Below are 23,456 nucleotides of genomic sequence, written 5' to 3'. Positions count from 1 at the left end.
GCGGACTATTTGCGGCTTTCGCGTAACTTGCGCTGCGGGAGCGGGGGACTATAAGGGGCACGCAGTCCGGTTCAAGTCTCTTAGGCACAGGCTTGGTTTTGTCTCTGAAATGACGATGATTTCCACCCCCTCCGAGCCGAGCCGCGCCGCGCGCTGGTGGCTGATCTCCGTGGCCGCGCTGATCGCACTGATGGTGCTGGTCGGCGGGGCGACGCGGCTGACGGAATCCGGCCTGTCGATCGTCGAATGGAAGCCGGTCACGGGCAGTATCCCGCCGCTCTCGGAAGCGCAGTGGAGCGAGGCGTTCGAGGCCTACAAGAAGATCCCGCAATATCGCGAGCTCAATTCAGGCATGAGCCTGTCCGAGTTCAAGGAGATCTTCTGGTGGGAATGGAGCCACCGGCTGCTCGGCCGCTTCATCGGCGTCGCCTATCTGCTGCCGTTCCTGTTCTTCCTGTGGCGCGGCGGGCTGTCGAGTGAGCTCAAGCGGCGGCTATGGCTGCTGTTCGCGCTCGGCGGTCTGCAGGGCGCTGTCGGATGGTGGATGGTGGCCTCGGGCCTGTCGGAACGGGTCGAGGTGTCGCAATATCGGCTGGCGACGCATCTGGTGCTGGCGCTGCTGATCTTCGCCGGCATCGTCTGGACGGTGCGGCGGCTCGAGGAGCGTCCGCCGATCGCAGCATCTGCGCGGCTGCGCTTCACCAGCGCGCTGCTCCTCGTCGTGACGTTCGTGCAGATCTATTTCGGTGCGCTGGTCGCGGGCCTGCGCGCCGGCCGCGCCTATAACACATGGCCGCAGATTGACGGCGCGTTCATTCCGTCGGCCGAGCGGCTGTGGTTCGAGACCCCGTGGTGGCGCAACATGTTCGACAACGTGCTGACCGTGCAGTTCGAGCATCGCATGACGGCCTACGCGCTGTTCCTGCTGGCGGCGCTGCATGCGTTCGATGCTGTGCGTTCGCGTGTGGGCACGGCGGCCGGCGGCGCGCTCTGGCTGTTTGCGGCGGTCAGCCTGCAGGCGGTGTTCGGAATTCTGACCCTGCTCAACCAAGTGCCTACCGGCCTCGCGCTAGCGCACCAGGCGGTCGCGATCGTGGTGCTGACGCTGGCGGTGATGCAGGTCGAGCGGCTGGCATCACGGCAGTCTGCGCACGCGCAGCCGCGCGCGGTGCCCGTGGGTCAGCCCGGCTGATCAGCAATAGCCGTAGACGCCGCACGCGTAGGGCAGGCGCCAGAAATAACCGACCTGCTTCCCGCCGTAATACGGGCCCTGATAATCGTAGCTCCAAGGTCGGCCATAATAGCCCGGCAAGGTGCTGGAGCCGGGCAGGAGCGGCGTGCCCGGCAGGTTGCGAATGTAGCTGCCGATGCCATAGGCCGGCGAGATCAGCGCATCCGGATCGGTCTCGACATAGACCTGTGGCGGGTCCTGCGGCGGCACGGCCACGCGCCGCTTCGCCGTCGCCGGCAGATCGGCGGCGAGCGCGCTTGAAACCGTCAGCATCGCCGCAAGGGCAGGCACCATCCAGCGCAGCATCGTCGGCTCCGAATCAAAGGGGCGATCCAAGGACGATGTATGCGGCAGATATGGTTAATGAGTATTAACTGACGGCGGCCAAAACGGCCCGCCGTCATTCCGGGGCGCGCGAGAGCTCGAGCCCGGAATCTCGAGCTTCCGGGTTCGGTGCTTCGCACCGGCTCGGAGCGACCGGGCAAACTACGCGCTGAGCGCCTGCTCCAGGTCCGCGATCAGATCTTCCTTGTCCTCGATGCCGATCGAGAGCCGCACCACGTCGGGACCGGCGCCGGACTTCACCTTCGCGGCGTCGTCGAGCTGGCTGTGGGTGGTCGAGGCCGGGTGGATCACCAGCGAGCGGGTGTCGCCGACATTGGCGAGGTGCGAGAACAGCTGCAGCTTCGACACCAGGCTGACGCCGGCGTCATAGCCGCCCTTCAGGCTGAAGGTGAACACCGCGCCCGCGCCCTTCGGCGCATATTTGCGCGCGAGCTGGTTGTACTTGTCGCTCGGCAGGCCCGCATAGCTCACCGAGGCCACCGCCGGATGGCCGGCAAGGAATTCGGCGACCGCCTTGGCGTTGTCGCAGTGCTTCTGCATGCGCAGCGGCAGCGTTTCGATGCCGGTGAGGATCATGAAGGCGTTGAAAGGCGAAAGCGCCGGTCCGAGGTCGCGCAGGCCCAGCACGCGGCAGGCGATCGCGAAGGCGAAATTGCCGAAGGTCTCCTGGAGACGGATGCCGTGATATTCCGGCCGCGGCTCCGACAGCATCGGGTATTTGCCGCCGGTGGACCAGTCGAAGGTGCCGGCATCGACGATGATGCCGCCGAGCGAGTTGCCGTGGCCACCCAGAAATTTCGTCAGCGAGTGCACGACGATGTCGGCGCCGTGGTCGATCGGGCGGATCAGGTAGGGCGAGGCCAGCGTGTTGTCGACGATCAGCGGCACGCCAGCCTTGCGCGCGACCGTCGAAATCGCCTCGATGTCGGTGATGCTGCCGGCGGGGTTGGCGATGGACTCGATGAAGATCGCCTTGGTGCGCGGCGTCACCGCGCGCTCGAAGCTTGCGATGTCATCGGGATCGGCCCACACCACGTTCCAGCCAAAGCTCTTGAACGCATGTGTGAACTGGTTGATCGAGCCGCCATAGAGCTTTCGCGCGGCGATGAACTCGTCGCCGGGCTGCAGCAGCTGCTGCAGCACCACGACCTGCGCGGCGTGGCCCGAGGCCACGGCCAGCGCAGCGGTGCCGCCTTCGAGCGCGGCGACGCGCTCTTCCAGCACGGCATTGGTGGGGTTGCCAATGCGGGTATAGATGTTGCCGAACGCCTGCAGGCCGAACAGCGAGGCGGCGTGATCAGCGTCGTTGAAGACGAAAGAGGTGGTCTGATAAATCGGAGTCGCGCGCGCGCCGGTGGTCGGATCGGGCTGTGCACCGGCATGCACGGCGAGGGTTGAAAATCCCGGAAGTCGATCGCTCATAGAAGGCGTCCTGTTCTTGTGGCCTGAAATCGCGCGGCATGCTGATGGGCGAGGCGCCCGCCGTCAAGGCGCCGCTTCACATCAGGATCATCTGGACCCATTGTCGCGCTCGCGAAACGAAACCTCCGCAACTGCGTCAGCTTTGCCCGGTCTTGTTTTTCGCGGCGCGATCGGATGCTGCGGTATCGCCACCACCGACGCTCATCCGACTCAGGGATAGCCGCATGCCCTGCGTCGGTGCCGGCGCGCGCTTGGAGCTGAGCGTGCGCGAATTCACGCCCATCCAGGATATTTCGGACGACAGGCGGCCATATTCGATCTTGGGGCAGCGGTTCATGACCACCTTGATTCCCACCGCTTCCGCCTTCGCCGCAGCGGCATCGTCGCGCGCGCCGAGCTGCATCCAGATCACCTTCGGCAGAGGGTCGAGCGTGAGCGCTTCTTCGACGACGGGCATGATGTGGCTGGAGTTGCGAAAAATGTCGATCATGTCGATCGGACGGCCGATGTCCGACAGCGAGGCAACGAACGGCTTTCCGAGCAGATCCTTGCCGACATGGCCGGGATTGACCGGGATCATGTCGTAGCCGCGCTGCGCCAGATATTTGAACGCGAAATAGCTCGGCCGCACGTTGACGGGCGATGCGCCGACCATCGCGATCGACTTCACGCTGTTGAGGATGCCGCGGATGTAATTGTCGGGATAGGCGTCGTGGTTCATCTCTTATCTTTTCTTGTTGTCATTGCGAGCGCAGCGAAGCAATCCAGACTGCTACCTGCGGAGAGATACTGGATTGCTTCGCTGCGCTCGCAATGACGGGGGTCACTCATCCCGCCATGTCGGCGTGCGCTTCTCGATGAAGGCGCCGATGCCTTCCTCGGCGTCGCGCGCCATCATGTTCTCGGTCATCACCTCTGCGGCATAGCGATAGGCGTCCGCCAGGCTCATCTCGGCCTGGCGGTAGAACGCCTCCTTGCCGAGCTTGACGGTGTAGGCGGATTTGAGCGCGACCTGTTGCGCGAGGTCGATCGCGGCGCCGAGTTCGGCGCCGGCGGGAACGATGCGATTGACGAGCCCGATCTCGCGGGCGCGGTTGGCCGTGACAGGCTCGCCCGTCAGCAGCATCTCCATCGCCTGCTTGCGCGGCACGTTGCGCGACAGCGCCACCATCGGTGTCGAGCAGAACAGGCCGATGTCGACACCGGGCGTGGCGAACTTCGCGTCCACCGATGCGATCGCGAGATCGCAGCTGGCGACGAGCTGGCAGCCGGCCGCGGTCGCAATGCCCTGGACGGCCGCGACCACGGGCTTGGGCAGATGCACGATCGCCTGCATCATCGCGCTGCAGGCCTTCATCATCTCGGCGAAAAAGGCGCGGCCACGGTCCGGGTCGGTGCGGTGCGCGGTCAATTCCTTCAAGTCGTGGCCGGCGGAAAAGGCCGGGCCGTTGGCGGCGATCACGGCAGCGCGGATGCGCTTGTCCTCGGCGATCGCGTTGAAGCTCGCATGCAGCTGGCCAATCATCGCCTCCGACAGGCTGTTGCGTGCGGCGGGGCGGTTCAGCGTGAGCACGGCGACGTTGCCGACGATCTCGCGCAGCAGGATCGGCGGTTGCGGTGAGGGGGCGCGGGCGGCCGGGACGGACATTGACGCGACTTCCGTGGAATGATTGCAATTGGATGACGCTGATAACTTAATGTAACAGGGCAAGCGAAGCGAGGGTGGGGAACGGCATGGCGTTAGCGAAAATGAGCGTGGCGGAGCTCGAGCAGTTTCTCCGTGACGAGTTTCCCCAAGCCTTCCGCGGAGACGACATCACGATCGAGAGCGCGGACGGCCAAACCAGCCTTTTGCGCCAGCGCTACAGCGAAAGGATGCTGCGGCCGGGTGGAACCGTGTCCGGTCCGACCCTGATGGCGCTGGCCGATTTCGCGATGTACGTGGTGCTGCTGTCCGCGATCGGGCCGATCGGCCTCGCCGTGACCACCAATCTCAACATCAATTTCCTCCGCAAGGGCCAACCCGGGCAGGATGTTCTGGCCGAGGCGCGGCTGCTCAAGCTCGGCAAGCGCCTGGCGGTCGGGGAGGTGAACCTGTTATCCGGGACCTCACCCGATCCGATCGCCCATGTCACCTCGACCTATTCCATTCCAAATGTTTGAGCTTTTTGCAGGTAATATCACACCATATTTATAAGTTGCTGATTTTATGAGGGTATTTTCCGTCGCTGGGCATTGACCATCGGGCGTCTCTTCTCTAGAAACCCGCCCAGTCCGGTGCGGTGTTCGCGCCGATGTCTCCCTGACGGAAATTCTGACATGAAAACCTTTTCGGCAAAGCCGGCCGAGGTGACGAAGAAGTGGGTGCTGATCGACGCCAAGGGTCTGGTCGTCGGCCGTCTCGCCACCATCGTCGCCATGCGCCTGCGCGGCAAGCACCTCCCGACCTACACCCCGCACGTTGATTGCGGCGACAACGTCATCATCATCAACGCGCAGCATGCGGTCCTCACCGGACGCAAGCGCGAGCAGAAGACCTACTACAAGCACACCGGCTATGTCGGCCACGTCAAGGAGCGCACCGCGCGCCAGATCCTCGAGGGTCGTCATCCCGAGCGCGTGCTCGAGAAGGCCGTCGAGCGCATGATCCCGCGTGGTCCGCTCGGTCGCGTGCAGATGGGCAACCTCCGTGTCTACGGCGGCGCCGATCATCCGCACGAGGCGCAGCAGCCCGAGAAGATCGACATCGCGAAGTTGAACCGCAAGAACACGAGGGCCGCATAACATGGCCGAATCCATCCAGTCGCTCGACCAGCTCTCGCAGCTCAAGACGGCGGCAGCGCCCGAGGCGCCCAAGCACGAGAAGAAGGTCGACAAGTTCAACCGCGCCTACGCCACCGGCAAGCGCAAGGACGCGGTCGCCCGCGTGTGGATCAAGCCGGGCGCCGGCAAGGTCACCGTCAACTCGCGCGAGGTCGAGGTCTATTTCGCCCGTCCCGTGCTGCGCATGATGATCGAGCAGCCGTTCTCGGTGGCCCAGCGTTCGGGCCAGTACGACGTGATCTGCACCGTCGCCGGCGGCGGTCTGTCCGGTCAGGCCGGTGCGGTCCGTCACGGCATCTCCAAGGCGCTCACCTATTTCGAGCCGGAGCTGCGCTCTGTGCTCAAGAAGGGCGGCTTCCTCACCCGCGACTCGCGCGTGGTCGAGCGCAAGAAGTACGGCAAGGCCAAGGCCCGCCGGTCCTTCCAGTTCTCGAAGCGTTAATCGCTTTTGTCGCATTCGCCGCGAAAGCGGCTTCAATGAGATGCAAAAGGGCGCTGATTTTCAGCGCCCTTTTTATTGTTCGTTTGTATGCAAATTGACGACGAGTTTCCGGAAAACTTGCGGACGCGCGAAAACCTGAATGGAACCCGCGGGGACATAGCGTCGCATTCGGAAGGGCGCGCAAATCGGATGTGCCGATCGCGTAACTGCTATGTTTTCAAGGGGGCCGACATGATGTCGCTCGATAGCATCACGCTCTATTTGGTTGCCACCATGGTTGCCGCACTGCTCGGCGCCATGATGGTGTTCTTCGGCAAGCAGGAGAACAGTCCTGCGCTGAAATGGTGGGGCACCGCCTATCTGCTCGGTGCCGCCTCCGTTGCACTGTGGACGGCGGCCGGCGAGAGGCTGGGGCCGCATCTCTATCTGGCGTTAAATGCCGTCGGCTTCGTGGCCTGCGGCATGGTGTGGAATGCGGCGCGCGTCTTCCACGGCCGCAAGCCGAACTGGCCAGGCCTCGTGCTCGGCGCGCTCGCCTGGGTCGCCGCCGTGACGCTGCTCGATCCGACGGCGTCCATGCTGCGCATGATCATCGGCGCCGGCATCGTCTCGCTGTATGCGGCGGTGACGGCGAGCGAGCTCTGGGTCGAGCGGCGCAAGAGCCTGCAACGGCGCTGGCCGGCCTTCGTCGTGCCGGTGATGCACGGCTGCGTGCTGATGCTGCCGATCCTGATCGGCAGCTTCCTGCGGCCGCACGATGCCGGCTTCTCTTCGAGCATCTGGGTCACCGTGTTCGCGGTGGAGCTCGTGCTCTACGCCGTCGGCACCGTGTTCGTGATCTTCATGCTGGTGTCGGAGCGCACCGTCACCGCGCACCGCACCGCGGCGTCGACCGATCCGCTCACCGGCATGCTCAACCGCCGCGGCTTCTCCGAAGCCTGCGGCCGCGTGATCGATCGCGAGGCCAAGGCCGGGCGGCCCGTCACCGTGATGATCTTCGACATCGACCACTTCAAGTCGATCAACGACCGCTTCGGCCATCCCGCCGGCGACGAGATGCTGCGGCTGTTCTCGACCGTCGTCGTCAACAATTTGCGCATCTCCGACCTTTCGGGCCGCATCGGTGGCGAGGAATTCGCCGCGCTCCTGCCGTGCTCGCTGGAGGAGGGCGTGCTGGTGGCCGAGCGCGTGCGCGAGGCGTTCGAGACCTCCGGCGTCGTCGTCGACGAAGGCCCGGTCGACACCACCGTCAGCATCGGTGTCGCCGGCGGTCCGGCCGGCACCGAGCTCGAGGTGCTGCTGGCCTCGGCCGATACCGCGCTCTATCAGGCCAAGCGCGGCGGTCGTAACCGCGTGGAGGCGGCGGAGGAGCTGCCGCTGTCGCTGGAGAACTGGCGCCGCCAGAGCGCGGCGCGGGTCGGTGCGCCGCACGCGCGTCCGGTCACGGCGTGAGCTCGAGGGCGGCCCTGCGGTGATCCGCTGTTTACCAATCGATCCCTACCATCGCGGTCATGGAATCGATCCGTCGACAGAACCCGCAGGCCGCCCTGATCTCGCTCGAAGCTCAAGCAGCTTCGGCACGTGGCGGCTTCGCCTGCCTGTTCTCGACTGCGGCCGAATACGAGCGCGAGCGCCGTGCGCAGGGGCGCTACACGCCGCGGCGCAGCTACCGGCCGCTGGCTCTTTTCATCGGTTGCGCGCTGATCGTGGCGGGCACGGTCCTGCTGTTCGCCTGACAGGCCTGCGTTTTTCGGCCCGGCAGGGCGCCGTTTCGGCGCCTTTTTCTTTGTCGCCGTCTGCGGTAGACACGGCCATCAACAAAAGGGTGGAAACCGATGATCACCGAGATCGCGCAAATCGACGTCAAGCCGGGCAGCGAGAAGGATTTCGAGGCCGCCGTGGCCAAGGCCAAGGCCGCCTTCGGCCGCTCCAAGGGTTTTCACGGCTTCGAGTTGCACAAGTCGATCGAGAAGCCGCAGCGCTACCGGTTGATGGTGAAGTGGGGGACGCTGGAGAACCACACCGTCGATTTCCGCGGCTCGGAGAATTTCACCGAATGGCGCGGCCTGGTCGGCCAGTATTTTGCAGCGCCGCCGGAGGTCGAGCACACCGAGACCGTGCTGACGACCTGAGCGAGGTCATGCCGTCTCTACCGCTGGGCACTTTGCGCTAACGCGGCCCTTTGGGCCCGGATCATGCTGCCAGAGGCGGCGCCTCATACGTCTTGAAGTGGTCGATCATGACCTTGGCAATGGCGACCAGCGGGAGCGCCAGCGCGAGACCCCAGATTCCGAACACGACGCCGAGCAGGATCTGGAACGCAAACAGCGTGGCGGGCGGGATGTCGAGCGCCTGGCGCTGCAGGAGCGGTGTCAGCACGTAGCCCTCCATGGTGTGCACGCCCATGAAGAGTAGGAAGGCCGACAACGCCGGGATCCAGCCCGAGGCGAGGCTCGCCAGCACCACGACGACGCCGGCGATGATGGCGCCGACGGTGGGGATGAAGGCCAGCAGGCCGGCCTGGATCCCCAGGATGAACGAGCCGGGAATGCCGATGATGGCGAGCCCGATCCAGGTCACGACGCCGACTGCGATCATCACCACGATCTGCGCGATCAGCCAGCGCTCCAGCGTTTCGCCGATGCGGTCAATGATGAGGGTGACGCGGGTGCGATGCTTCGCAGGCGCGAGGAACAGCAGGCCGTCGTGATACACGGCGGGCTGGGCGGCGAAGGACAGCCCCAGAAACAGCACGATGAAGATGTTGCCAACGCCGTGGATGGTGCCGAGCAGCAGCTTGAAAGTCTGGCTCACGATCGCTCCACCGCTGGAGGCCAGCGCGCCAGCGGCGGGCAAGGGACCGCGCTGCGTCGCTGCCGGCGAAGGCGTCGAGTCCGATGGCGTCGTGGCCGAGGAGTCGGACGCGCCGTTGCCGAAATCGAAGAAGCTGGTGTCGATCCCGTGGTTATCCAGGAACGATTTCACGGTCCCGATCTGCGACTTGATGGTCTTGCTGAGCAGCGAGGCCTGCTCGGCGATGGTGGCGCCGCCGAGATAGACAACGCCTGCGAGCAGCACCGCAAGGACGAGGCAGACGATCGCGAGTCGCACAGTGTGGGGCAGGTGAACGCGCCGTCCGAGCGCATTGGTCAGCGCATTGAGGCCGACGCCGAACAGCATGCCGGTGAAGATCAGAAGGAGGGTGGCGGCGAAGTACCAGGCGAAGGCGAGCAGCGCGGTGAACAGCACGACGCCAATGCCGCCGACCGAGATGGCCCAGGCCAGAGCTCGAGCCTGACCTTGAGCCTGACCTTGAGCCTGATCTTGGGCCAGATCGGTGCGGGTCCGGGGCCGTTCTTCTCTGGAAATGGTCACATCGGGTCCTTTTCGGGAACGCTGCAGGCCGCCACTCTCTCGCGAAATTCCGGTAGGGATCAACCCAGGCCTGGTGCCGATTGATGCGTCCCGGCCTGAAAGCATCAACGCTCCGGGGGCCAAAAGGGGCCATATCCGCGCGCTGGCCCCGCCATTTGCGCGAAAATAGCATTGCCGTCCCGCGATCCCTTCGGTTGAATTTGTTCCATGCCAGGGGCATGTTTGGAGAATCTTCTTCGGCAAGGAGGTCGGAAGGACAGATGAGAAAGCCGGTCGTCGGCGTGATCGGGAATTCCTATCGCGTCGAGAATCGATTTCAGGTCCAGATGGTCGGCGAGCGAAACTTGCGCGCCGTGGCCGAGGTCTCCGGCGGCTTGCCGGTGATGTTCGCGGGCTCCCCTGATATCACCGACATCGGGGCGCTGCTCGACACCGTCGACGGAATCATCCTCACCGGCGCTCGGGCTAACGTGCACCCGACCCGCTTCAACGTCGACCCTTGCGAGAAGCACGAGCCCTACGACATCCATCGCGACGAGGTGGCACTGGCGCTGTCGGTGGCCTGCGTCGCCCGCGGCGTGCCGCTGTTCGGGATCTGCCGCGGCCTCCAGGAGATGAACGTCGCCTTCGGCGGCTCGCTGCATCCCGAAATCCGCGAGATCCCGGGCCGCATGAATCATCGCATGCCCAGGCTCGAGAACGGCGAGATCCACCCCGATCCGACCGTGGTGTTCGCCGACCGTCACGACGTCGACCTGACGCCGGGAGGCGCCTTCGCAAAGATTCTCGGCTGCGAGAGGATCAGGGTCAATTCGCTGCACGGGCAGGGCATCCTCGATCCCGGCAAGCGCGTGCTGATCGAGGGCATCGCCGAGGACGGCACCATCGAGGCCATCCGCATCGCGGAAGCCCCGACCTTTGCGCTCGGCGTGCAATGGCACGCCGAATACGACCCGCAGCACAATCCCATCAACCGTAAGCTGTTCGAGGCCTTTGGCGAGGCGCTGGTGGCGCGGCAGAAGGCGGCGGCGTAGGGCGGAGCGCGTCGAGGGGGGCTGAGCTACCAGCCTAGCAGGCCCTTCCTGATCGTGCCGGCAATTGTCCCGCGGATGCTGGCGGTATCGGCAACGTCGCCGTCCAGCGCGCCGAAAAGCCGGACCGCGAGCGCCTTGCGCTGCGCAACAGTTGGCCTGAGCCGCACCCCGATAGTGAGCCTGTCGCGATCCGAGATCTCCGCGTCGATCCAGCCCAATGAATCGAGATGCAGCCGCATTGGTCCGCTCATCGAATCGACTGTCCGGCTTCCACTGCAGGCCACGCGGGCGCTCGACATCGATAAACTGGTCAGCAGACCGGGAACGACTTTGCCATCGGTATGCAGTTCGGTGGTCTCGTTGACGTCGAACAATATCTCACCGCGCCCCTGCTCGAAGCAGACCAGAAACGCGATGAAGGCGATCAGCATTGCGATGCCCGCCCACAGCAGATTGAAATAATCGAGAGGCGAAATCTCGCTGGCGGCATAGGGTGAAACAAATGCCCAGATGATGCTGGTTGCGGACCCGAACGCGATGAAGCCGAACAGCGCCGCGAACTTCCATTGGGGCTTGGGGTCCGAGCGGTCTCCGCCCTTGTTGGTGATCTTGAAAGGCCTGCCGAACGGCTTGACGGCGGCGCTGACGAGAGTTGCGGAAATCGCAAATGCGGCGATGGCGTGTGCCGCTTCCATGAACAGCGGCAGGGTACGCGACCTCGAGACCCAGGCCATATAGATCATCTGGCCGAGCAGCGCAGGCACGCCATATCGCAGGAACGAGAGATAGTCGGCCTCGAAGGCGGGAATGTCCGTAAACCAGTAGATGGACGGTGCCGCCAGCAGCAAGAGCAGGAATGGCTTGCACAGCCAATTCAGGACGCCGTGCAGATAGTGCCATCTTTGGGTCAGCGAGAATCCGCGGCCACGGATCGGCCCATCGCGAAGCAGAGCGAGCTGGATGGTTCCGAGGCACCAGCGGGCTCTTTGCGTGACGTATTCAGGCAAGCCTTCGGCAGCGAGGCCGGCACTCAGCCTCTCGTTCAGCCACCAGGTCTCGTAACCCTTTGCCAGCAGGGCATAGGTCAGATGGATATCTTCCGTGACCGTCTTGTCTGGAAATCCGCCGAGCTCGGTCAAGCGATCGCGGCGAATGACGAAAGATGTGCCAATGCAGAACGCGCATCCCCACGCATCCTTGGCGGGCTGAAAGACATCGAAGAAGAACCGCTGGTCGTCGACCCAACTCCGCGCCGCCAGCAGATTGTGCTGGATGGGATCTGGGTTGTGGTAGAATTGCGGAGTCTGCACCACGGCGACCCGTGGGCCCGCAAGCAGCCCGACCGTGCGTCGCAGGAAATTCGGACGCGGCGCGAAATCCGCATCCAGCACCATGATGACCGGAGCGTTGGTCTGCATGGCCGTGAGTGCAAGAGCGTGGTTGAGATTGCCCGCCTTGGCGTGCTCGTTGCTGGCTCGCGTGATGTAGCGCGCACCCGCATCTTCGCAATATTCGCGCAGCCATTCGCGCCTGGTATCGTCGAGAACCCAGACGGTGACATGGGGATAGTCAAGCGCCAGCGCCGTCGGGATGGACCTTTCCAGGATCTCGAGCGGTTCGTCGTATGTGCAGATGAAGACATCGACGGGAGGATAGTTGCCCGCGTGTTCCATGCTGCTCTGTGCCGTGTCCGCCTGCGCGGATCGGTCGATACTCCGGACGAGAATGATGATCGACATCAGCGTGTATACGATGGCGATGGCTTCGAACCCAAAGAACAGGTATTGCCACCAAGCCTCTACCGAGACCGACAGCGGGGGCAGGGTGTCGTGCCAGCGCCACAGCGCGTATGTAACGAGCAGTGCTCCGGCGACCGTGCCGAACAGAATACGCTCGCCGCTGCGGGCAGGATCGAGCAACCGCGCCAGGACGAGCAATCCGATCAGCAGACCGCTATCGATCGACAGGATGGACGAGATGTCAGTGGCGGCTTCGAACATCAGTCAATCCTTTTTCCGTTAAACGGATTCCATCTCGTGGCGGCCAGAGCCGCCCATGCGGTTGCTGCCAGATGCGGTCGCTTGAAGTAGAAAAAGTCCGGCGCCGTGTTGGTTGGATCAATCGAAAGGCCGGTCGACACGCGCGCGGTTCGCGTTGCATTGAGAAAACCGGAGGTCGTGCGGGCGGCCTCAAGCGTCTTCAGCAGCTGGCCGCTTTTCACGGAATCGCCGGCAATCCGGTACGCCAGCGAGGCCTGGGCGGTGCCCTCGATCCACACGCCGTCCCCGTCTCCGTTGAAGTCGAACCCGTCGCCGACGCTCAGGTGGGTGGCGGCGAATTTCAGCGCGTCTCGCCATTCGGCCGGCCCATCGGCAATCGCCATCCATGGCCAGAGCTGGACGTCGAGGGCAAGCATTGAGGGATCGGCGAGGGTGCCGTCGGGCTTCGTTCCCAACAGGAAATGATCTCCGGTGAATGCCCGCTCGACGAAGCGCCGCGCGTGCAATGCAGCTTCCGCGTGCCTGACTTTGCCGGTGAGGCGGTAGAGCCAGGCTGCCGCCGCGCAAATGTCGACGTTGTGTTCTGTCGAAATCCAGGTGATGGGGACCGAATGCGGGTCATAACCATGAAAACCGCCGAGGAAGCCGGCGTCCGATGAGACGTTGGCCGTCACCCAGTCCATCAGGCGCTCGGCATCAGCTATCAACGACGCCTCGCCGGTGGCTTGATGCAGCGTCAGCAGCGCCAGAATGGTCCAGCCGGCGTTGCCGGTCGAACTGCCGTCCTGTGTGGGATCCTCGGCCCAGATTTTCTTGTCCTCGTCCCACCACCCCGGGAGCGCTGGCGCTCCTTCACCCAACGGACCGGCGCGATACGCATTGCGCACCCGGCCATCCGTGAATGTGCGATCTCTCCGAACGGCGCGGGTCAGGGCGTTCCCGACCAGGTTTGCCCGGCTCACGTCGCCACAAGCCACAAGGGCAATCGCCGCGAGCGCGTTGTCGTAGACGAACGCGGACGTGGCCAATCCTGCCGGCAAGCCGCTTTCGTCCTCACCAGGCTCATAGCTGCGGACGAACACCGCGCCTGCGCCGGCCGCCTGCGATGTCACGGCCTTCGCCAGGGCCGCGCAATCGGCTCCAGGGCCGGAAGCTGTATCCTCATTCGGACCTGCGGCGGCGGGCGTCATCATTGCCAGCCAAATTGCGACAATGGCGCATCGCCTTGCGGCGACGTTGCAACTCCCGGACGGCCGCACCGTCATGGCACCGAAGGCTGGGAAGCCGCTGCAACAGAACGGAATGCGCTGGTCAGGGCGGCGATACCCATGCGACGCGCAGTTTCCTCGCTTTCGGCAGGGGCTTGCCGCTCGTCGGCACTCACAGAGGCGATGAGTTTTTCGACCCGGCTCCAAGTCACGGACAGGGACGGAACCAGCGCCTTGTCCTTGGTGACGGTGACCCACTGGCCGACGGTGCAGGGCGTCGTTTCACTGGACGCGGCCTGCCCAAACTTCGCTGCCCCGCTGCCAGCTTCGTCGGGCGCAATGATCGCGTAAAGTTCGCGCCGCTCGGTCTGTGGGAAGGGTACCGCGTATCGTTCGTCGACCTTGTCGGTCGTCTTTGGCAAAATGGATTCGACGGTTCCCGATTTGAAGTCTGCATTGTCGATACGGACGCGCGTTCCGACCTTCATGCTCTCGGCCTGCCGATAGGAAAATATCGCGACAACGAAGCGCTTGTTGCAATCGACGAGCGAGGCGAGTGCATCGCCGGCAGTGACGCGCCGACCTGGTGTCACTCCCATGGTCAAGATCGTGCCCGGAGTTGAAATCACGACGTCTGCGCCAGAAAGGCTGGCGATCCTTTGGCGCTCCCGGTCAACGAGCGCCTGTTGATCCCGCAGTGCTGCCGACAGCTCGTTCTCTTCGATCTCCATTCGCGTCGCATCGAGCTCGATGTCACGGCGCTTCTGAATCAGGGTTCCGGTGCTGACAAGGTCGTCACCGACATAGATGCCCTTCTGCAGTGATTCGAGTTGCGCGATTTTCTGATTGAGCTTGGCTCTATCCACATCGGCGTTGTGTAGCGCCGCTGAATACTGCGCTTTCGTCGGATTCAGCATGTCCATGCTTGCGGCGTTGCGCGCAACCAGAGTTGACTGGCGGTCAACCAGAGACTTTTTTGCCTGGCTCAGGGAGTCCGACTCCGCCACCTTCGCGCGCAATGCGACGATCTGCGACTGAAATTGCGCTTGCAGCATTGCGGTCTGACCGTCGATCTCGGAATTCAGTGCCTTTACATAGGCTTTGTCTGAGATCTTTTTTTGCTTCGTTGCTTCCAGCTTCGCACGCGCGTCAGAGGTTTTCTGCTCCAACGCTATCAGCGCGGACTTGTCGACCCTCGCATTGGAGATGAGTGCCAGCGAATTCCCGGGTTCCACTGCGTTACCGATCTGCTTGGAGAGCGAGCCAATTTCGCCATCGATCGGCGCCGTCAACAGGGTCAGGGGGGCGTTGACCACTGCCCTATCGGACTGATCGGCGATGATGGGTGGAACGACAGCGCTGACCAGCAGAACCGACAAAACGCCCGCTATCAAAAGGGAGGAGGCTCGAAGGATCACGGGATGACGCTTCGCCCGCCTGCCGCCGTTTCCATCCGCGGTCCCGCTTTTCGTGGTCTGATGCATTCCTGGCTCCTGGTTTGGCCGGCACCAGAGAGCGTCGCCTCCGGACGTGGCTAGCGATGAATTTTTCGAGCGCTGGTAATGGCTGTTCAGTTCGGCTGGTAACAAGGCCGGGTGCCTTAGCGTTCCTAGATATTAATCGAACGTAGCATCAGCGGTCTTCCGGATCGGCAATGGAGACGCACGCGCGTCGGAATTGTGTCGATCCTGCGGAAGGCCTTGCGAAAGCTGCTTTCGTCCTTGTAGCCGGCGGCGCGGGCGATGGTCTTGACCGGCTGCGTCTTCGTCTCCAGGAGCATGCGCGCATGCTCGACGGGGCGGCGCATGATGAAGGCTTGCGACGACTCGTGGTCAGCTCCTGAACTTGCGGTTCAGTGTACGCTCGCTGAGGCCTTGCGCACCGGATCGATCCCGAGCAGAAGAAGCCGCTGCTCGACGCATCACCGACCTGATGGTCGAGGTCGAAGGGCAGGGCAGCCGCGACTTTCGCCGCAACGTCCGGGTCAGGATCGAGGAGCAGGAGCCATCGCACCGGTCGCTCGGAGGGATGCAGCCGACGAGCGAGATCATCGCGAGCACGTTCAACGCGACCGGGGCCACTGGCGTGAGGGTGGCACGGTAGCAGCGCCTGGCGCAGGGCGGATCAGCCGTCGTCGTGGCCCGCCACTGCCTCTGCTCAATCGATCACATCACCATCCCGCATGGCCTTTCCATTGCGTTGCACAATCGTTGGTCTCCACGCAGGATTGAGGTTCTCGAGAGGAACACCATATCCTCTGCAAGGGAGCCCTTGCCGTGCAGACCATGAAGGCGGCCCTCGTTGCGGCGATCACCGTCGTGGCTTTGACCTGCTGCCTCCTTCCCAGTTCAGCGGAGGAGAGCGGCCGCGTCGCCCTGATTGTTTCGATCGACGGGGCTATTGGCCCTGCGTCAGCCAGCTACGTGAAGGAGGCTTTGGCCAGGGCGAGCGAACGGCGCGCCGAGGTCGTGCTCCTGAGAATGAACACGCCCGGCGGGCTCAATTCCAGCATGCGCGAGATCATCGCGGATGTGCTCGCCTCGCCGATTCCCGTCGTCGGTTACGTCGCTCCCTCCGGCGCCCACGCGGCGAGTGCGGGGACCTATATCCTTTACGCCACTCACATCGCGGCGATGGCGCCAGGCACCAATATTGGTGCCGCGACGCCGGTGCAGATTGGCGGGCCGCTCGGCGGCGGTACGCCGGACAAGGGCGGCAAGGACAAGAAGGACGGTGACCAGCAGAGCGAGAAGGATCAGCTCAAGGATCCGATGACGGCCAAGGCGACCAATGATGCTGTCGCTTTCATCCGCAGTCTTGCGGAGCTGCGCGGCCGCAATGCGGAGTGGGCCGAGAAGGCGGTCCGAGAGGCTGCCACACTCTCTGCCAACGGCGCGCTCGAGGCTCATGCCATCGATCTCGTCGCGCGCGATCAGGCCGAATTGCTGAGGCAGCTCGACGGCCGTGTGGTGGAGGTTGCCGGCGGCAGGACGCAAGGCCTCGCGACGAAGGATGCCGTCGTTGAAGCCATCGACCCCGGAGGGATATCCCGCTTCCTGGCGGTCATCACCGATCCGAACGTGGCGTTCATTCTCCTGATGGTCGGCATCTACGGCCTGATCTTCGAGTTCATGTCTCCCGGTGCCGTGGCCCCTGGAGTCGTCGGCGCGATCTGCCTGCTGATCGGCCTCTATGCGCTCAATCTGCTGCCGGTCAATTATGCCGGCTTCGCCCTGATGCTGGTCGGGCTCGTGCTTCTTACCATCGAAGCCTTCAATCCGACCGTGGTGATCGGTCTCGGAGGAATCATCGCTTTCGTGCTGGGAGCCTTGATGCTTTTCAGGGGCGAGGCCCCTGGCTACCAATTGTCGTGGTGGGTGATCGGCACCACTGCGGCCGTATTCGCCGGCTTTGCGCTCGTCGTGCTTGGTTCACTCCGGCGCATCCGCACGGCTCCTGCACTGGTCGGCGCGAAGGCCATGCGAGGCTTGCCCGCCGAGGTTCTCGACTGGAACGGGAACGAAGGTCATGTCTTCGCCCACGGTGAGCGCTGGCAGGCGCGCGGTGCCGAAACGTTCAAGCCCGGAGAGACGGCCGAAGTCGCGGGCGTCGTCGACCTGACGCTGCTGATACGGCGCGCGCCGGCCCGAACCGGCGAGGGAGGTCCATCATGATGCTGGAATATCTGACTTATGCGGCACTCGTGCTGCTCGTCGTCATGTTTCTATCCCAGGCCATTCGCATCCTGCGCGAATACGAGCGTGGCGTCGTCTTTACGCTTGGCCGCTTTACCGGCGTGAAGGGACCGGGCCTCATCCTCCTCATTCCGGTCGTGCAGCAACTCGTGAAGGTCGATCTCCGGGTGATGGTGCAGGTCGTGCCGCCGCAGGACGTGATTTCCCGGGACAACGTGTCCGTCAAGGTCAACGCCGTTCTGTACTTCCGCATCGTCGATCCCGAACGGGCAATTATCAAGGTCGGCGACTACATGGCCGCCACCAGCCAGCTCGCCCAGACCACGTTGCGCTCGGTTCTCGGCAAGCACGAGCTTGACGAGATGCTCGCCGAGCGCGACAGGCTCAACGCCGACATCCAGGAGATCCTCGACAAGCAGACCGACGTCTGGGGCATCAAGGTCACCGGCATCGAGATCAAGGACGTCGATATCAACGAAACCATGGTTCGCGCGATTGCCAAACAGGCTGAGGCGGAGCGCTTGCGGCGGGCCAAGGTGATCAACGCGATGGGCGAGCAGCAGGCGGCTGAAAAGCTCGTCGAAGCCGGCCGGATTCTCGCGCAGGAGCCCCAGGCGATGCAGCTGCGTTATTTCGCGGCTCTCCATGACATCGCGGGCGAACGGTCGTCGACGGTCGTCTTTCCACTACCGACGGGTCTGCTCGATCATTTCATGCCACGACGGGACAACCCATAGGGATAGCAGCAGGCCGACCCATCTTCGGCCTCAATGGGCGTATCGAATGTCGATCCCTACTTTAACGCGAGGACAATTCGATGACGAAGCCTACCGCCAGCCCAGCCAGCTGTCGCCAAATTCGAACATCCATGCTCGCCATTCCACTGCTGTCCCTTGCGCTCTGGTCCGGCGGCCTCGGCGCAGTCGCGCGGGCGGCAGAGCCGGGCAAGGACGCTGCGGCCGGCAGCCTGCCGCGTATTCTCGTGCTCGCGACCGGAGGCACCATCGCCGGCCAGGCCGATTCGCGGGCGACCGGCGCCTACAAATCCGGCCAGATCACCGGCGAGCAGCTGATGCAGTCGGTACCGGGCCTCGACAAGCTGGCAAAGCTGAACGCCGAGCAGATTTCGTCGATCGGGTCCCAGGACATGAACGACAAGGTCTGGTTCGCGCTGGCCCGCCGCATCCAGGATGCCTTCGACAAGAACGAAGCCGACGGCGTCATCATCACCCATGGCACGGATACGCTGGAGGAAACCGCGTTCTTTCTCGACAACCTGGTGCGCGGCGACAAGCCGGTGGTGATCGTCGGCTCGATGCGGCCGGCCACCGCGGTCAGCGCCGACGGCCCCGGCAATCTCTACGAGGCGGTGCAGGTGGCCGCCGATCCGCGCTCGCGCGGCCGCGGCGTCATGGCCGTGCTGAACGACAAGATTCAGGGCGCGCGGTCGGTGACGAAGACCAACACCACGAGCATCGAGACCTTCAGCTCCCCCAATGACGGCCCGATCGGCTATGTCGACAGCGCCGGCGGCATCCGTTTCATGGCGCAGGCTCCCGGCTTCAAGCGTGCGACCTATCAGCTCCCCGCGGGCGAGCAATTGCCGCGCGTAGAGATCGTCTATTCGCACGCCAACATGGACGCCGTTCCGATCGAGGACGCCATCTCGCACGGCGCCAAGGGCATCGTGCTGGCCGGCGTCGGCGACGGTAACACGTCGAAGTCGGCACTCGATGCGCTCGAAGCGGCCGCGAAGAAGGGCATCATCGTCGTCCGTTCCACCCGCGTTCGCTCCGGCTTCGTCACGCGAAACGTCGAGGTCGACGACGACAAGAACGGGTTCGTCGTGTCCGAGGATCTCAATCCGCAGAAGGCGCGGGTGCTCACCCAGTTGCTGATCGCGAGCGGCGTGACGGCCCCGGCCGAGCTGCAGAAGGCCTTTACGGCTACGTGGTAGCGGCCGGCTCGCATCTCGTTGGGTGGGCTAGCAATGCAAACGCGCTTCGCACATCTGCAATGCTCAGCCACCCTACGCCTCCCCGAACGAAAAGGCGCCCCTCGCGAGGCGCCTTTTGCTTGTTGCAGAGAGTTCGGGCCGCTCAACCCGAATAGTACATGTCGAACTCGACCGGATGCGGAGTCATTTCGAAGCGCTCGACTTCGGTCATCTTCAGCTCGATGTAGGCGTCGATGAAGTCGTCGTCGAACACGCCGCCGTTCTTGAGGAAGCCGCGGTCCTTGTCCAGGTTTTCCAGCGCCTCGCGGAGCGAGCCGCAGACGGTCGGGATCTGCTTCAGCTCTTCCTTCGGCAGGTCGTAGAGATCCTTGTCCATCGCCGGACCCGGATCGATCTTGTTCTTGATGCCGTCGAGGCCCGCCATCAGCATCGCGGCGAAACCGAGATAGGGATTGGCAAGCGGATCGGGGAAGCGCACCTCGACACGCTTGGCCTTCGGCGAAGCGGTGTAGGGGATGCGGCAGGAGGCCGAGCGGTTGCGCGCGGAGTAGGCGAGGAGGACCGGGGCCTCGTAGCCCGGGACCAGACGCTTGTAGGAGTTGGTCGACGGGTTGGTGAAGGCGTTGATCGCCTTGGCATGCTTGATGATGCCGCCGATGTAGTGCAGGCAGGTCTCCGACAGGTCGGCATACTTGTTGCCGGCGAACACCGGCTTGCCGTCCTTCCAGATCGACTGGTGCACGTGCATGCCCGAGCCGTTGTCGCCGTAGACCGGCTTCGGCATGAAGGTGGCGGTCTTGCCGTAGATATGCGCGACCTGGTGGATGCAGTATTTGTAGATCTGCAGGTGGTCGGCCATCAGCGTCAGCGTGTCGAACTTCATGCCGAGCTCGTGCTGGGCGGAAGCGACCTCGTGGTGATGCTTCTCGACCTTGACGCCCATCTTGGCCATGGCGCCGAGCATCTCGGAGCGCATGTCCTGGACCGAGTCCTGCGGCGGGACGGGGAAGTAGCCGGCCTTGGTGCGGATGCGGTGGCCGAGATTGCCGCCCTCATATTCCGTGTCGGTGTTGGTGGGCAGCTCCGAGGAGTCGAGGCGGAAACCGGTGTTGTAGGGGGAGGAGGAGAAGCGCACGTCGTCGAACACGAAGAACTCGGCCTCGGGGCCGACGAACACGCTGTCGCCAACGCCCATCGACTTCACCATGGCTTCGGCCTTCTTGGCGATGCCGCGGGGGTCGCGGTTGTAGGGCTCGCCGGTGGTCGGCTCGAGCACGTCGCAGGTGATGACCATCGTGGTCTCGGCGAAGAACGGATCGATCGTCGCGGTCACCGGATCGGGCATCAGGCACATGTCCGACTCGTTGATCGCCTTCCAGCCGGCGATCGAGGAGCCGTCGAACATCGTCCCTTCGGCGAAAATGTCCTCATCGATCATGCTGACGTCGAACGTGACGTGCTGCCACTTGCCGCGCGGATCGGTGAAGCGCAGGTCGACGTATTTGACGTCGTTGTCCTTGATCGATTTCAGGACGTCTTTGGCGGTCTTCATGCATACCCCTTTTGGCTCTGCGGGTCGGTTTCCAGGTGAGCAAGATTGTTCTCGCTTTTGGCGAGTTCGCGCGCGACCGCACAAACGAAATCAGGCCGCCGAAGCAGCCTTATTTCTTGTCAGAGTGTCGCAAAATTCGGGATAGCACCCGGCTCAGATAGCGTCCAGCCCGGATTCGCCGGTCCGGATGCGGATCGCCTCTTCGATGTTGGAGACGAAGATCTTGCCGTCGCCGATGCGTCCGGTTTGCGCGGCGCGGCGGATCGCGTCGATGGCGCGCTCGACCAGATCGTCGCCGATCACGATCTCGATCTTCACCTTGGGCAGGAAGTCGACAATGTATTCTGCGCCGCGGTAAAGCTCGGCGTGACCCTTCTGCCGACCGAAGCCCTTGGCTTCGGTGACTGTGATGCCCTGAAGGCCGACTTCCTGAAGCGCTTCCTTCACCTCGTCGAGCTTGAACGGCTTGATGATGGCTTCGATTTTCTTCACTGCGCGCCTCCCCGGCCTTTCGATCAAATAGCAACGTCTTCGTCAGGATGCGCTTTTCTTAACGCACGGTGTTGTCTTCGCTATGCCGGGATCCCTGACCTGTCCGGCAACAACGGCCGGCCACACCCTGAAAAATGCCAGTGAGCACGACGAACCGAAGCGGCTTCCTTGAAAGCAGGGTCTATGCCAAGTTGCGATCCCCTGATTATTGGAGCGTTATCAGCCTTTTAACGAGCATCTCTGATAGCTGGTGCCGCCGGGCCAAAATACCGAAGACTACGAAATAGGCAAACAGTTCAGTATCTGTGCAGATTGGCGTCGCCGCGGACGGATCGGCACAAAAGATGCCTGTTGAAGAGGCGTTTGTACAGGGAAGTGGCATGGAAGTTCTGACCAACGCCGAAATGCAGCGCGCCGACCAGCTCGCGATCGCGGCCGGGACGCCCGGCTTCAAGCTGATGCTGAGCGCGGGCCAGGCGGTCGCGGAGGCCGCCAATGCGCTGGTGGAGGAGGGGCCGATCCTGATCGTGGCCGGTCCCGGCAACAATGGCGGTGACGGTTTTGTCGCAGCCGCCGAGCTCGCCGCGCAAGGCCGCGAGGTCTCGGTGATTCTGATGTGCGAGCGCGACCAGCTCCAGGGCGATGCGGCCTCGGCCGCGCGCGGCTGGAAGCATCCGGTGTTGCCGTTCAATCCGCAGGCGATCGGAAGGCCTGCGCTGATCATCGATGCGCTGTTCGGCGCGGGCCTCAGCCGTCCCGTCGAGGGCGAGGCGCGGGAGATGATCGAGGCGATCAATGCCAACGGCGCGCCGGTGCTCGCGGTCGACCTGCCGAGCGGCATCAACGGCACCAGCGCCGCCGTCCTGGGCGTTGCGGTCAATGCCACCGAGACCGTCACCTTCTTCCGCAAGAAGCCGGCGCACCTGCTGCTGCCGGGGCGGATGCATTGCGGCCGGGTGCGGGTTGCCGACATCGGTATCGACGCGCAGCTTCTGGACGAGATCGGGTCGCAGATTTTCGAGAACGATCCGGATTTCTGGGGCGCGGCGTTCCCGGTGCCGCGCATCGACGGCCACAAATATGCGCGAGGCCACGTGCTCGTGGTGTCGGGCGACGCAGCGGCGACCGGCGCGGCGCGCCTCGCCGCGCGCGGCGCGCTACGGGCCGGCGCGGGGCTGGTGACGCTCGCGAGCCCACGCGATGCGCTCGCGATCAATGCCGCCGCGCTCACCGCGGTGATGGTACGTCCCGTCGATACCGTGGTCGAGTTCGGCGAACTACTTGGCGACAAGCGCTACAACACCTGCATCATCGGCCCCGGCGCCGGCATCGGCGAGCGCACCTGCGACATGGTCCACACCGCGCTCACCGCGCAGCGCCACCTGGTGCTGGACGCCGATGCACTGACGAGCTTTGCCGCAAGCCCCGAACGCCTGTTTGGATCGATCAAGTCCTCGCACGACAGTGCGGTGGTGCTGACGCCGCATGAGGGCGAGTTTCCGCGCCTGTTCTCCGATCTCAGCAACAAGCATCCGGGCCGCTCCAAGCTCGAGCGCGTCCGCGCGGCCGCCGAGCGCTCCGGCGCGGTGGTGCTGCTGAAGGGACCGGATACCACCATCGCCGCGCCCGATGGCCGCGCCACCATCGCCGCCAACGCGCCGCCATGGCTGGCCACCGCCGGTGCCGGCGACGTGCTCTCCGGCATCATCGCCGGGCTCTTGGCGCAGGGTGTGCCGGCCTTCGAAGCCGCCAGCATCGGCGTCTGGATGCATGGCGAGGCGGCAAGCGAAGCGGGGCCGGGGCTGATCGCGGAGGATCTCACCGAGACACTGCCGGCCGTGCACCGGCGGATCTATGATGCGCTCGGCATAGAATACTGA

The 23,456-nt window shown here is 64.0% G+C and carries 24 protein-coding genes; 13 read left to right on the top strand and 11 right to left on the bottom strand.

All coding sequences use genetic code 11. From position 1 onward, the window contains the following. The first annotated feature begins 109 nt into the window (after window positions 1-109). Window positions 110-1,192, top strand: a complete 1,083-nt coding sequence (locus tag ACNJYB_RS22195; protein ID WP_439368476.1) for a COX15/CtaA family protein — start codon at window positions 110-112, stop codon at window positions 1,190-1,192. Here the strand turns inward: ACNJYB_RS22195 and ACNJYB_RS22190 are convergent, their stop codons facing one another. The 4 genes from ACNJYB_RS22190 to ACNJYB_RS22175 form a co-directional block, all read right to left on the bottom strand. Continuing rightward, on the bottom strand, window positions 1,193-1,537 hold the full coding sequence (locus tag ACNJYB_RS22190; protein WP_439368475.1) for a hypothetical protein: 345 nt from the start codon (window positions 1,535-1,537) through the stop codon (window positions 1,193-1,195). Between the two features lie 180 nt (window positions 1,538-1,717). Next, window positions 1,718-2,998 carry an O-acetylhomoserine aminocarboxypropyltransferase gene (locus ACNJYB_RS22185; protein ID WP_439368474.1) on the bottom strand — a complete coding sequence of 427 codons (1,281 nt, stop codon included), beginning with the start codon at window positions 2,996-2,998 and terminating at the stop codon, window positions 1,718-1,720. A 136-nt stretch (window positions 2,999-3,134) separates the two neighbouring features. Next, a complete protein-coding gene (locus tag ACNJYB_RS22180; protein ID WP_439368472.1) occupies window positions 3,135-3,719 on the bottom strand; it encodes a CoA-binding protein in 585 nt (194 codons plus the stop codon). Window positions 3,720-3,821: 102 nt separating this feature from the next. Further along, window positions 3,822-4,646, bottom strand: a complete 825-nt coding sequence (locus tag ACNJYB_RS22175; protein WP_439368471.1) for an enoyl-CoA hydratase — start codon at window positions 4,644-4,646, stop codon at window positions 3,822-3,824. A gap of 86 nt (window positions 4,647-4,732) precedes the next feature. Between ACNJYB_RS22175 and ACNJYB_RS22170 the strand changes: the two genes are divergently transcribed. The 6 genes from ACNJYB_RS22170 to ACNJYB_RS22145 all read left to right on the top strand — a co-directional run bounded on the left by ACNJYB_RS22170 (window position 4,733) and on the right by ACNJYB_RS22145 (window position 8,395). Beyond that, window positions 4,733-5,161 carry a PaaI family thioesterase gene (locus ACNJYB_RS22170; protein WP_439368469.1) on the top strand — a complete coding sequence of 143 codons (429 nt, stop codon included), beginning with the start codon at window positions 4,733-4,735 and terminating at the stop codon, window positions 5,159-5,161. Between the two features lie 156 nt (window positions 5,162-5,317). Then, window positions 5,318-5,782, top strand: coding sequence for a 50S ribosomal protein L13 (gene rplM, locus ACNJYB_RS22165; RefSeq protein WP_018642440.1), 465 nt, complete (start codon window positions 5,318-5,320; stop codon window positions 5,780-5,782). A 1-nt stretch (window position 5,783) separates the two neighbouring features. Further along, window positions 5,784-6,263, top strand: coding sequence for a 30S ribosomal protein S9 (rpsI, locus tag ACNJYB_RS22160; protein ID WP_018642439.1), 480 nt, complete (start codon window positions 5,784-5,786; stop codon window positions 6,261-6,263). 231 nt (window positions 6,264-6,494) lie between these two features. Continuing rightward, a complete protein-coding gene (locus ACNJYB_RS22155; protein ID WP_439368468.1) occupies window positions 6,495-7,715 on the top strand; it encodes a diguanylate cyclase in 1,221 nt (406 codons plus the stop codon). A 59-nt stretch (window positions 7,716-7,774) separates the two neighbouring features. Beyond that, window positions 7,775-7,999, top strand: a complete 225-nt coding sequence (locus tag ACNJYB_RS22150) for a hypothetical protein (protein ID WP_439368467.1) — start codon at window positions 7,775-7,777, stop codon at window positions 7,997-7,999. A gap of 99 nt (window positions 8,000-8,098) precedes the next feature. Then, on the top strand, window positions 8,099-8,395 hold the full coding sequence (locus tag ACNJYB_RS22145) for an antibiotic biosynthesis monooxygenase family protein (protein ID WP_439368466.1): 297 nt from the start codon (window positions 8,099-8,101) through the stop codon (window positions 8,393-8,395). A 61-nt stretch (window positions 8,396-8,456) separates the two neighbouring features. Here the strand turns inward: ACNJYB_RS22145 and ACNJYB_RS22140 are convergent, their stop codons facing one another. Then, complete coding sequence (locus ACNJYB_RS22140) at window positions 8,457-9,638, bottom strand: AI-2E family transporter (RefSeq protein ID WP_439368465.1); 1,182 nt, start codon at window positions 9,636-9,638, stop codon at window positions 8,457-8,459. 260 nt (window positions 9,639-9,898) lie between these two features. Here ACNJYB_RS22140 and ACNJYB_RS22135 point away from each other — a divergent pair, with 260 nt between their 5' ends. Further along, on the top strand, window positions 9,899-10,672 hold the full coding sequence (locus tag ACNJYB_RS22135; RefSeq protein ID WP_439368464.1) for a gamma-glutamyl-gamma-aminobutyrate hydrolase family protein: 774 nt from the start codon (window positions 9,899-9,901) through the stop codon (window positions 10,670-10,672). 26 nt (window positions 10,673-10,698) lie between these two features. On the opposite strand, the gene ACNJYB_RS22130 is transcribed toward ACNJYB_RS22135, so the two are convergent. From ACNJYB_RS22130 to ACNJYB_RS22115, 4 genes are all read right to left on the bottom strand, one after another. Further along, window positions 10,699-12,672 (bottom strand): glycosyltransferase family 2 protein, encoded by a 1,974-nt coding sequence (locus ACNJYB_RS22130; protein WP_439368463.1) that lies wholly within the window; start codon window positions 12,670-12,672, stop codon window positions 10,699-10,701. Then, window positions 12,672-13,865, bottom strand: a complete 1,194-nt coding sequence (locus ACNJYB_RS22125; RefSeq protein ID WP_439368461.1) for a hypothetical protein — start codon at window positions 13,863-13,865, stop codon at window positions 12,672-12,674. Before ACNJYB_RS22125 ends, ACNJYB_RS22130 begins: the two co-directional genes overlap by 1 nt. Window positions 13,866-13,933: 68 nt before the next feature. After that, complete coding sequence (locus ACNJYB_RS22120; protein WP_439368460.1) at window positions 13,934-15,364, bottom strand: HlyD family efflux transporter periplasmic adaptor subunit; 1,431 nt, start codon at window positions 15,362-15,364, stop codon at window positions 13,934-13,936. Between the two features lie 125 nt (window positions 15,365-15,489). Then, complete coding sequence (locus ACNJYB_RS22115; RefSeq protein WP_439368459.1) at window positions 15,490-15,687, bottom strand: helix-turn-helix domain-containing protein; 198 nt, start codon at window positions 15,685-15,687, stop codon at window positions 15,490-15,492. Between the two features lie 125 nt (window positions 15,688-15,812). Here ACNJYB_RS22115 and ACNJYB_RS22110 point away from each other — a divergent pair, with 125 nt between their 5' ends. From ACNJYB_RS22110 to ACNJYB_RS22095, 4 genes are all read left to right on the top strand, one after another. Next, window positions 15,813-15,983 (top strand): hypothetical protein, encoded by a 171-nt coding sequence (locus ACNJYB_RS22110; RefSeq protein WP_439368458.1) that lies wholly within the window; start codon window positions 15,813-15,815, stop codon window positions 15,981-15,983. Window positions 15,984-16,156: 173 nt separating this feature from the next. Next, window positions 16,157-17,554, top strand: a complete 1,398-nt coding sequence (locus ACNJYB_RS22105; RefSeq protein WP_439368457.1) for an NfeD family protein — start codon at window positions 16,157-16,159, stop codon at window positions 17,552-17,554. Beyond that, window positions 17,551-18,312, top strand: a complete 762-nt coding sequence (locus ACNJYB_RS22100) for a slipin family protein (protein WP_439368455.1) — start codon at window positions 17,551-17,553, stop codon at window positions 18,310-18,312. Before ACNJYB_RS22105 ends, ACNJYB_RS22100 begins: the two co-directional genes overlap by 4 nt. 131 nt (window positions 18,313-18,443) lie before the next feature. Beyond that, the gene (locus ACNJYB_RS22095; protein WP_439368454.1) at window positions 18,444-19,532 is read left to right on the top strand and encodes an asparaginase; all 1,089 of its coding nucleotides are present in this window, start codon (window positions 18,444-18,446) and stop codon (window positions 19,530-19,532) included. A 142-nt stretch (window positions 19,533-19,674) separates the two neighbouring features. On the opposite strand, the gene glnA is transcribed toward ACNJYB_RS22095, so the two are convergent. Then, window positions 19,675-21,084, bottom strand: coding sequence for a type I glutamate--ammonia ligase (gene glnA, locus ACNJYB_RS22090; RefSeq protein WP_014494828.1), 1,410 nt, complete (start codon window positions 21,082-21,084; stop codon window positions 19,675-19,677). A gap of 153 nt (window positions 21,085-21,237) precedes the next feature. Continuing rightward, window positions 21,238-21,576, bottom strand: coding sequence for a P-II family nitrogen regulator (locus ACNJYB_RS22085; protein WP_007603495.1), 339 nt, complete (start codon window positions 21,574-21,576; stop codon window positions 21,238-21,240). Between the two features lie 380 nt (window positions 21,577-21,956). Here ACNJYB_RS22085 and ACNJYB_RS22080 point away from each other — a divergent pair, with 380 nt between their 5' ends. Continuing rightward, window positions 21,957-23,456 (top strand): NAD(P)H-hydrate dehydratase, encoded by a 1,500-nt coding sequence (locus ACNJYB_RS22080; RefSeq protein ID WP_439368453.1) that lies wholly within the window; start codon window positions 21,957-21,959, stop codon window positions 23,454-23,456.

Source organism: Bradyrhizobium sp. SMVTL-02 (assembly GCF_051853005.1).
Taxonomy (GTDB): Bacteria; Pseudomonadota; Alphaproteobacteria; order Rhizobiales; family Xanthobacteraceae; genus Bradyrhizobium.
Note: the sequence above shows the minus strand (reverse complement) of the source record. Positions and strands in the feature narration are given on the sequence as shown.